The sequence below is a fragment of the Mycetohabitans sp. B3 genome, from assembly GCF_021498065.1.
GTDB lineage: Bacteria > Pseudomonadota > Gammaproteobacteria > Burkholderiales > Burkholderiaceae > Mycetohabitans.
On sequence record NZ_JAHLKN010000004.1, the window covers coordinates 1 to 10,209 of the forward strand.

The following is a 10,209-nucleotide window of genomic DNA, read 5'->3' on the forward strand; positions in this document are numbered from 1 at the left end:
GAAGCCGGCCGGTCTGCAAGACGCACCGATGGACGAAACCGCTTCGTACGATGAGCGGTTGAGCCAGCCGAAGGGACAGAAAAAACCATCGCGTTGGGATGTGAAGCCAGCCGATCTGCAAGACGCACCGATGGACGAAATCGTCTCGTACGATGAAGGGGTGAGCCAACCGAAGGTGCGGGCATCGCGATTAGGGATGAAGCCGTCCACGCTTGGTTCGGATACGCAAGATAAGCTGACTCCGGGATGGGAGTTGAAACAGCGACTGAACGTGACGGCTGGAACACCAACGGATGTTGGCGTACAAAGAGAAAAACGACGGCGCGAGAGGTCTCAGTCGGTCCCAATAAGTTTGCCCAGTGAGTCTTCGCCGAGGGAGGCAGACCGTTTGGCGAAAAGGAAGCGACCGACAAATGAACTGCTATCGGCCATGGACCTACAAAATGACAATGTAAAGCCCAGTAGCCCGCAGAAGGACGCAGCTAATCAAATCGACGGGGGAGGGCTGCACCCATCGCATACGGGAAAGGACCATGCCGACGACAGTCATGCGCCGTTATCTAGCATGCAAGGAGCTAACCGGGTACGCCAGCGGTCTCGGTCGCTACCAGTATTAGCGCCCGGGTTGGAACAACGCCGTTTGCAAGCTGATACGCCGTTGTTCGTTCCTGTGGACACGTCTGACGACGGGAATCCGGATGGCGCGCAACAGGTAGGGGCGCACGAATTGGCCTGGTCTCAATCGTCGTTTACCAATGTGCCGCCGATCACTATTTCCGGCACAGACGTTAACATCGTAGCTAACAAGGTTGCTGTGTTGCGTGATGCAAGTGGCAATACGCATACTCCAATTCTCGGAAAGAATAGTTCCGCCTTTGAGAGTGGAAGCAAAGGACAGAGGGCGTTGGCTCCGTATGAGCCTGTGGAACCGTATATTGTGGGCAGGGATGACGATGGATGGCAAAGCGGCCCAGCTCCGTCAAGGGGGATGAAGCCATCCACGCTCGGTTCGGATACGCAAGATAAGCTGACTCCGGGATGGGAGTTGAAACAGCGACTGAACGTGACGGCTGGAACACCAACGGATGTTGGCGTACAAAGAGAAAAACGACGGCGCGAGAGGTCTCAGTCGGTCCCAATAAGTTTGCCCAGTGAGTCTTCGCCAAGGGAGACAGGCCGTTTGGCGAAAAGGAAGCGACCGAAAAATGAACCGCTATCGGCCATGGACCTACAAAATGACAATGTAAAGCCCAGTAGCCCGCAGAAGGACGCAGCTAATCAAATCGACGGGGGAGGGCTGCACCCATCGCATACGGGAAAGGACCATGCCGACGACAGTCATGCGCCGTTATCTAGCATGCAAGGAGCTAACCGGGTACGCCAGCGGTCTCGGTCGCTACCAGTATTAGCGCCCGGGTTGGAACAACGCCGTTTGCAAGCTGATACGCCGTTGTTCGTTCCTGTGGACACGTCTGACGACGGGAATCCGGATGGCGCGCAACAGGTAGGGGCGCACGAATTGGCCTGGTCTCAATCGTCGTTTACCAATGTGCCGCCGATCACTATTTCCGGCACAGACGTTAACATCGTAGCTAACAAGGTTGCTGTGTTGCGTGATGCAAGTGGCAATACGCATACTCCAATTCTCGGAAAGAATAGTTCCGCCTTTGAGAGTGGAAGCAAAGGACAGAGGGCGTTGGCTCCGTATGAGCCTGTGGAACCGTATATTGTGGGCAGGGATGACGATGGATGGCAAAGCGGCCCAGCCCCGTCAAGGGAGATGGGGGTTGGGCAGGTGCCGGCGGAACACCCGGCCTTGCCTCGAAGCAGCACGTCAACGATGAGCGATGCCGGTGCAGATCCGGCTTCTGTCAGTCGAGCCGCTGTAATGGTGAAGACGGATAATGAAAAGCAGTCTCAAGTAGGCGAGAACATCCCTGAACCGGTTGTCAGCAATTCCTCAAGTGTTTCGAATAGTGGGCAGGCCGATCAATATCCAAACTCTGAGCCGGCAAAAACTCAGACCTCAGAGGCCAGTTTATCCCCTGCCTTGACAGCAGCTGACAAGGTGCAAGGCGTTGCACCAGATAACAGGGGTGGATCTGACTCGGCAGAGTTGCCGCAGCAGGTGCAGCCAGCCGGCCATGATGCGAGCGCCACAATGTCGGCAGCACACCCGGCCTCGCACCGAAGCAGCGCATCAACGATGAGCGATGCCGGTGCCCGTGTCGACAGTAAGCCAACACAGTCCGCTGGCGAGACCCGCACTCAGCCCTTGGCCCAGACCCCGGAGGCCAGTTCGTCCCTTGCCGCGCAGCAGACAGTGGCTGAGAAGGTGCGAGATGCTGCGCCGGGCAACAGGGGAAGATCCAAATCGGCAGTGTTGCTGCATCAGCAGCCCCAGGTGGCGAAGCGGTTACGATCCAGCAGTGAAGACCGACGCAGATCGGACGGTTTGGATGCAGCAGGCTTGGAGGGCGGTATATGGCAAAGCGGCCCAGCCCCGTCAAGGGAGATGGGGGTTGAGCAGGTGCTGGCGGAGCACCCGGCTTTGCCTCGAAGCAGCGCGTCAATGATGAGCGATGCCGGTGCCCGTGTCGACAGTAAGCCAACACAGTCCGCTGACGAGTCCCGCACTCAGCCCTTGGTCCAGACTCCGCAGACCAATTCGTCCCTTGCCGTGCAGCAGACAGCGGCTGAAAAGGTGCGAGATGCTGCGCTGGGCAGCAGGGGAAGATCCAAATCGGCAGTGTTGCTGCATCAGCAGCCCCAGGTGGCGAAGCGGTTACGATCCAGCAGTGAAGACCGACGCAGATCGGACGGCCTGGATGCAGCAGGCTTGGAGGACGGTATATGGCAAAGCGGCCCAGCCTCGTCAAGGGAGATGGAGGTTGGGCAGGTGCTGGCGGAACACCCGGCCTTGCCTCGAAGCAGCGCGTCAACGATGAGTGATGCCGGTGCCCGCGTCGACAGTAAGCCAACACAGTCCGCTGACGAGATCCGCACTCAGCTTCTAGCCCAGACCCCGGAGGCCAGTTTGTCCTTTGCTGCGCAGCAGACAGCGGCTGAGAAGGTGCGAGACGTTGCACCGGGCAATAGTGGCGGATCTGACGGGGCAGAGTCGCTGCAGCAGACGCAGCCAGCCGGCCATGATGCGAGCGCCACAACGTTGGCACACTCGGCCTCGCGCCGAAGCAGCACGTCAACAATGAGCGATGCCGGTGCCAGTATCGATAGTAGGTCCGCTGACGAGCCCCGCACTCAACTTCAGGCTCTGGAGGCCAGTTTGTCCCCTGCCTTGACAGCAGCTGACAAGGTGCAAGGCGTTGCACCAGGCAACAGGGGTGGATCTGACTCGGCAGAGTTGTCGCAGCAGGCGCAGCCAGCCGGCCAAGATGCGATCGCCACAACGTCGGTACACTCGGCCTCGCGCCGAAGCAGCATGTCAACGATGAGCGATGCCGGTGCCAGTATCGGCAGTAGGTCAACACAGTCCGCTGACGAGCCCCGCACTCAGCCCTTGGCCCAGAACCCGGAGGCCAGTTCGTCCCTTGCCGTGCAGCAGACAGCGGCTGAGAAGGTGCGAGATGCTGCGCCGGGCAACAGGGGAAGATCCAAATCGGCAGTGTTGCTGCATCAGCAGCCCCAGGTGGCGAAGCGGTTACGATCCAGCAGTGAAGACCGACGCAGATCGGACGGTTTGGATGCAGCAGGCTTGGAGGGCGGTATATGGCAAAGCGGCCCAGCCCCGTCAAGGGAGATGGCGGTTGGGCAGGTGCTGGCGGAACGCCCGGCTTTGCCTCGAAGCAGCACGTCAACGATGAGCGATGCCGGTGCAGATCCGATTTCTGTCAGTCAAGCCGCTGTAATGGCGAAGACGGATAATGAAAAGCAGTCTCAAGTAGGCGAGAATATCCCTGAACCGGTCGCCAGCAATTCCTCAAGTGTTTCGAATAGTGTGCAGGCCGATCAACCTCCAAACTCTGAGCCGACAAAAATGACGTCCTTGACATGGCCCAGCCCAAGTACGGCAGCCGCTACGTCACGTGACGCCGCTCCCGAACAAGACGTGCTTCATGGGTGGTTGCGCGAGGCGATCGCGGCAGAGTTGCCGTCGGTCATGACCGAGCAACTCGGTATTAGTGTCGACGAAACCCGCGTATCAGTCGGCACGCCTGGCCAGGAGCGCAAGATCACGCATGTCGCACGCGGCACTGAACCGACCGATGCAGTCAACAAAGCTCAGTTAGACGAAGCCGTTGCGCGTGTCGATCGTGACGCGTCAGCAGGCATTGCAGCGGCAATGGCGGTGGCGGGATTGCCACAACCGACGTTACCCGGGAAGAGTCTGGCGGCGTTTGCGGGTGCAACATACCGCGGCCAGTATGGCGCTGCGCTTGGCATATCGCACGTCACGCCGAATAATCGCTGGGTTTTCAAGCTCGCCGCAAACGCGAACGGTCGCGGTTATTTGGGGGCCGTTGCGTCAGGAGGATTCCAATGGTGATAGGTCCTCCTTAGCAGTTCACGCATTCTGCAATGCGGCACTGACGTTGCAGAATCGGATGTAAGGCGATATTCGGTATTCGTGCTGGGCGCGCTACGCCATCGAAAGCTGCTCGACAATCACGCCGTGTTGACCGGCATTCTGTTCGTGTCGCATATTGGCATTGCCTGGGAAATGCTTGCGCAGAAAACGGGGGGCGGCTCGGGCATGAGTCATCGGCGTCGGCTGCGCGATTGGCAGCAAGCAGGCATCTGAAATCCGCTGCACGAGGCATCGCAAACGGCATAATGGCGTGCATCTTCGACGACCGTGGCGCGATGACTGAGCGAGTCACGGTCACGGATCGCGCACGCGATCAAGGGGCGGTTGGCTTGTCGATACGGTAGAGGAAACTGGCCCCGGATGGCCGCAACGTCAACGAGTGACCCGCCAGCGATTGACCGGCTCGGGCCGCGGTGCAGGCGCTCTACGACTGCCTGGTCCAGTTCGAAGCCGCTTGAACAATCAATGCTTCCTGCACGGCCAACACCGACTGCACGTTTAATGCCGGCTGAAAGGGGCAATGCCGGCCGAGGAGACCATCTAAAGCGATTGTCCGAGAACGCCGTTGCGGCTAGCATGCCATTTTTAGCACGATCATTCGAAATCAATCGGAGGAGGTGCCGCATGGAACGCATCTGGCTTAAATCGTATCCCGCCGGCGTGCCAGCGGATATCGATCCGTCGATCTATGCGTCGGTGACGCTGCTGCTCGAGGAGAGCTTTGGCAAATTTGCTGAGCGGCCAGCGTTTGCCTGCATGGGGCAGGTGTTGACCTATGGGGAACTGGACCGGCTGTCGCGGGCATTGGCCGCCTATTTGCAATGCAAGGGTCTGACTCAGGGCGCTCGCGTCGCAGTGATGATGCCAAACGTACTGCAGTATCCCGTTGCAATTGCTGCCGTGTTGCGGGCCGGATATGTCATGGTCAACGTCAATCCGCTATACACGCCGCGCGAGCTTGAACACCAGCTGCGCGACAGTGGCGCACAGGCAATCATCCTACTCGAGAATTTTGCGACGACGCTGCAGGCGGTCGTGCCCAACACCGATGTCAACCACGTTATTGTGGCAGCGATGGGCGACCTGATGGGCGTGAAGGGCTGCCTGGTCAATTGGGTCGTGCGGCATGTGAAAAAGATGGTGCCGGCCTGGTCGCTGCCGGGCTCGGTGCGCTTCAACGATGCGCTCGCGCAGGGCAAGCGAGGCACGTTTCGCCCCGTGCAGCAAGGACCGGATGATGTCGCCTTCCTGCAATATACCGGAGGCACGACGGGTATCGCGAAGGGGGCGACGCTGCTACATCGGAACATCGTTGCGAACGTACTGCAATCGGAAGTCTGGCTTAATCCGGCGCGCAGCGCGCATGCAGAACTCACGCAATTGACTACGGTGATCGCGCTTCCGCTGTATCACATTTATGCGTTGACCGTCTGCGCACTGCTGACGATTCGTACCGGCGGGCTTGCGGTATTGATTCCAAACCCGCGCGATATTGCCGGTACGATCAAGCAGCTGAAGGGGTACGCGGTCAGTATGTTCCCCGCAGTCAATACACTGTACAACGTGCTGCTCAATCATCCAGACTTCGGCAAGCTGGACTTTTCGAAACTGGTGGTAGCTAACGCGGGAGGGATGGCCGTGCAGGAGGCGGTGGCGAAGCGGTGGTACGAAATGACCGGTGCGCCGATCGTCGAAGGCTATGGTTTGTCCGAGACGTCACCTTGCGTGACGTGCAACCCGGCGACCTCGACCGAGTACACAGGCACGATCGGCTTGCCGTTGCCGTCCACCGAAGTGTCGATCCGTGACGACGAAGGCAACGAGTTGCCGCTGGGGCAGCCCGGCGAGATCTGCATTCGCGGCCCGCAGGTCATGGCCGGCTACTGGAACCGCCCGGGTGAGACGGCCAGCGTGATGACGGCGGATGGTTTCTTCAAGTCCGGCGACGTCGGCGTGATCGATGAACGTGGTTACGTGAAAATCGTCGACCGCAAGAAGGACATGATCCTGGTGTCGGGCTTCAATGTCTATCCGAACGAGGTCGAGGACGTGGTCGCGCAGATGCCGGGCGTCTATGAAGTCGCCGCGGTGGGCGTGACGGACCCGCATTCCGGCGAGGTGGTGAAGCTGTTCATCGTGAAAAAAGACCCAGCGCTCACCGAGCAGGCTGTTATCGAGTTCTGTAGGGAGCGCCTAGCTGGCTATAAGCGTCCGAAAGCGGTCGAGTTCAGGGCTGAACTGCCGAAGACAAACGTTGGCAAGATCCTGCGGCGCGAGCTGCGCGACGCGCCTCGACACTAAGCCTGCTCTGACATTAAGTTTGCTGGGACGGCGAGTGCGCCGAGACATTGAACTGGCCCCGACGCTGAGCTAGCTGCGACGTCGAACCTGCCGTGTATCAGCGTGGCAGCGCATTAAAAAAGGCACCCGAAGGCGCCTTTAAAGGTTAAAACCGTTTTAAAGCGTGTTATTAGAATTTGTGGCGGATGCCGACGCGAACCGTGGCTTGGTTGTTCGTCGTCGACGGCGACAGGCCCATGATATTGGCGGTGGCCGCAGCCACCGAGTCTACGCCGCTCGACGAAGTCGACACCGTGTTGCCTGACGCGTGCTGGTAGACACCGATCAGGTAGACGTCAGTACGCTTGGACAGGAAGTAGTCCGCGCCCAGCGCGCCTTGGTGGTACTTCGCAGGAGACTGGCCGTTGATCGAGCTGCCCTTCGTGAAGTCATACGCTGCGCCGAGCACCAACGCCGGGGTCAACTGGTACTTAAAGTTGATTTCGGCGTTGTTGAACGTCGCAGTGCTGCCAGCGAAAGCCGATGCGTACGTGCTGCCCAGCTTGTAGAACTTCGTGTTCGAGTACGTGATGCCGACCGTTGCCGGGCCGAACGTGTACGCGCCGCCCGCACCGATCACTTGATACGTGTGGGCCGAGCCGTAGCCGCCGTAGACCGATGAGGTCACGTTCGACACGCCAGCGTTGATCGTGCCCGACGTGCTGTTGCCAAAGAAACTGACGTTCGGGTTACGCACGTTCAAGTAGCCGACACCCAACACCAACGGGCCGTTCGTGTAGCCGGCGCCCAGCGAGAACGCTTGGTTGCGCGAGAAGTCGCCAGCCACGCCGCCTAAGCTGTACAAGCCACCGAAGGTCAAGCCTGCGAAGTTTGGGCTCGTGTACTTGATCGAGTTGTTGATGCGATAGGTGTTGTTGAAGTTGTCCAGGTCGCCCGGGTGAGCGGCAATGTAGCCACCCCATTGGTCACCGGCTTCCAGTGGGCCGACGTAGTCGACCACGGAGTCGTATTGACGACCCAGCGTGACCGTACCGAAGCTGCTCGACGACAAACCGACGAACGCTTGACGGCCGAATTCGAGGCCGCCTTGACCGAGCTTGCCGGTGTTGACGTCAAAACCGTTTTCCAACGTGAAGATCGCCTTCAAGCCACCGCCTAGGTCTTCGGTGCCACGCAGGCCCCAACGGCTGCCTTGCATCACGCCGCTGGACAGGTTCCATAGCGTGTGGCCGCCGCTGTTGCTCGTGTAATTCAGGCCTTCGTCAATGATACCGTACAGCGTCACGCTGCTTTGCGCATGGGCAACACCTGAGAAAGCGCCCAATGCCGCGAGAGCGAGAAGCGACTTTTTCATCAAAATGATCTCCAGAGATTGTCTGACTGATAGGCAAAGTCAGTGTGATAATTTCCTTGCTTTGCAACTTCGCGAGAAGCTAGAGCTTAATGTAGCAAAAGGGTTCATATCGACCAAGAAAAAGACGGTTTTTGTCCGTGCTTGGGGCGCCTTGTGTCACTTTTACGCAACAGCCAGCCAGTAGCTATCCTGATCGGCCATGACTGCAAAGAATCGCTTCAATGTCAATGGTTTATGAGCGTGGGTGTGATGGCGGAATCGATTAAGTTAGCCCGGCGCTATCCGTTACGCGACGGTTGCCGGGCGCGGGCGCGCGCAAGGGGTACCCGGTGCCGCGTCCAGTGATAGTGACGTATGGATGAAGGAGTATTGAAATGTTGCTCGACGAGTTGATCGGGGAGTTTGACCGTGGCTTGCGCTCGATCACAGGGGTGGCCAAAATGAGCCGGCCGGTGCCGCAGCCCGACGTGGTGGCCGACGACAGTGAAATGACGGTGGCCGAGCAAAGTCATGCGGCGGCGCTGATGCGAGTGAACCATGTCGGTGAAGTATGCGCGCAGGCGCTTTATCAGGCGCAGAAGCTGGCGACCCACTCCGAGCGGCTGAAGCAAGCGTTCGAGCGGGCTGCGCGCGAGGAGGAGGACCACCTGGCGTGGACCGCACATCGGTTGCGCGAACTAAACTCGCGGCCGAGCTTGCTCAATCCGTTGTGGTACGCTGGCTCGCTTGCCATCGGCTTTGTCGCCGGCCGGTTCGGCGATCGCGTCAGCCTTGGCTTCATGGCTGAAACGGAGCGCCAGGTCGAGCAGCACCTGGATGGCCATCTGGACCGGCTGCCGGCGCTCGACCATGCGTCACGTGCGATCGTCATGCAGATGCGCACAGACGAGATTACACATGCGCGTGCTGCGTCGGACGCTGGTGGTGTGGAGCTTCCCGCCCCGGTGACCGCACTGATGCGCGTGGCCGCGCGTGTGATGACCCGTACTGCGTACTATATCTAGCTCTAGCGCTATCGCATGCGCCGCCCGGACCTAGCGGGCGTGGGACCGGCCGCAGGCGGGCGACTTCCCAATGCCGATTGCGTTGACACGGTGCGACTGCCGGCGATCTGATCGCGTCGACATGGCCGGGTGCCGTGACGTCGAGCGTGATGACACGGCCGGTAGCTCGCAACGCCGATCGCGTTGGTCCTACGGGTTACCGGGTCAACTCGCCCGATCCGGCGTGGCGCTGCTATTGTTGCGCAAAAATGACCTTTTGCCGGCCCGCGAACCCCGCGACGCAGTGAAAAAAGTGCCGAATTCTCACGTACTACTTTTAAAAGCGCAGGCAATCCCTTCATTTAGTTGAAAAATCTTTATGGAACCCGCTTTAACGGGTTGCGCTAAGTCTTTGTTCTATCGAATGAATTCGCGTGCAAAACCGCAGTTGCGCCCTTGACCCCTGCCGGGCGTTCCTCTAAAGTGGGGCCCAGTGTGAAAAAGTGTAGTTTTGTGTGTTATCTGCGCGACTTGTGCGATGAGGTGGGTCCGGGTGGCATGCGCTGCGCATGTCGGTGACAGGGAGATGGGACGTGTTCCAGGGGGCGTCGGCGCTAACGCTCGATGCGAAGGGCCGGATGTCGGTGCCGTCGCGTTATCGGGAAGCGCTGTTAGGACAGGCAGAGGGCCGGGTAACGATCACCAAGCACCCCGATGGCTGCCTGTTGCTATTTCCATGGCCTGAATGGGAAGTGTTCCGGAACAAGATTGCCGCGTTGCCGATGGATGCGCACTGGTGGCGACGGATCTTCCTCGGTAATGCATCGGACGTCGATATGGATTCTGCGGGCCGGGTGCTCGTCTCGCCTGAGTTGCGCGCCGCTGCGAACCTGGAGCGTGAGGTGATGCTGCTCGGCATGGGTAGCCACTTCGAGTTGTGGGATGCGCAAACGTATGCTGCGAAGGAGCAGGCCGCGATGGCGCAAGGTATGCCCGACGCACTAAAGAACTTTACTTTCTGA

The 10,209-nt window shown here is 59.3% G+C and carries 6 protein-coding genes and 1 pseudogene; 5 read left to right on the forward strand and 2 right to left on the reverse strand.

The features are described 5' to 3' along the window. The coding region (locus tag KQH55_RS00750) for a hypothetical protein (RefSeq protein ID WP_235089993.1) at window positions 1–210 on the reverse strand (210 nt) is incomplete at its 3' end. A 3,787-nt stretch (window positions 211–3,997) separates the two neighbouring features. On the opposite strand from KQH55_RS00750, the gene KQH55_RS00755 reads away from it, so the two are divergent. The 3 genes and pseudogenes from KQH55_RS00755 (at window position 3,998) to KQH55_RS00765 (ending at window position 6,850) form a co-directional block, all read left to right on the forward strand. After that, the gene (locus tag KQH55_RS00755) at window positions 3,998–4,507 is read left to right on the forward strand and encodes a YadA-like family protein (RefSeq protein ID WP_235089994.1); all 510 of its coding nucleotides are present in this window, start codon (window positions 3,998–4,000) and stop codon (window positions 4,505–4,507) included. A gap of 117 nt (window positions 4,508–4,624) precedes the next feature. After that, a pseudogene (locus KQH55_RS00760) lies at window positions 4,625–4,759 on the forward strand (IS5/IS1182 family transposase); the annotation flags it as partial. 414 nt (window positions 4,760–5,173) lie between these two features. Next, a complete protein-coding gene (locus tag KQH55_RS00765; RefSeq protein WP_076785520.1) occupies window positions 5,174–6,850 on the forward strand; it encodes a long-chain fatty acid--CoA ligase in 1,677 nt (558 codons plus the stop codon). Window positions 6,851–7,019: 169 nt separating this feature from the next. Here KQH55_RS00765 and KQH55_RS00770 read toward each other — a convergent pair whose 3' ends face one another. Then, complete coding sequence (locus KQH55_RS00770) at window positions 7,020–8,204, reverse strand: porin (RefSeq protein WP_076785519.1); 1,185 nt, start codon at window positions 8,202–8,204, stop codon at window positions 7,020–7,022. A 374-nt stretch (window positions 8,205–8,578) separates the two neighbouring features. On the opposite strand from KQH55_RS00770, the gene coq7 reads away from it, so the two are divergent. Then, window positions 8,579–9,208 (forward strand): 2-polyprenyl-3-methyl-6-methoxy-1,4-benzoquinone monooxygenase, encoded by a 630-nt coding sequence (coq7, locus tag KQH55_RS00775; protein WP_076785518.1) that lies wholly within the window; start codon window positions 8,579–8,581, stop codon window positions 9,206–9,208. Window positions 9,209–9,780: 572 nt separating this feature from the next. Further along, entirely contained in the window at window positions 9,781–10,209 is a 429-nt protein-coding gene (mraZ, locus tag KQH55_RS00780; protein WP_076787457.1) for a division/cell wall cluster transcriptional repressor MraZ, read from the forward strand.

Excerpts from the sequence above, each read along its gene's own strand:
- KQH55_RS00765 (WP_076785520.1), top strand. The coding sequence starts at position 5,174 with ATGGAACGCATCTGGCTTAAATCGTATCCCGCCGGCGTGCCAGCGGAT.
- KQH55_RS00755 (WP_235089994.1), top strand. The coding sequence starts at position 3,998 with ATGACGTCCTTGACATGGCCCAGCCCAAGTACGGCAGCCGCTACGTCA.
- coq7 (WP_076785518.1), top strand. The coding sequence starts at position 8,579 with ATGTTGCTCGACGAGTTGATCGGGGAGTTTGACCGTGGCTTGCGCTCG.
- KQH55_RS00770 (WP_076785519.1), bottom strand. The coding sequence starts at position 8,204 with ATGAAAAAGTCGCTTCTCGCTCTCGCGGCATTGGGCGCTTTCTCAGGT.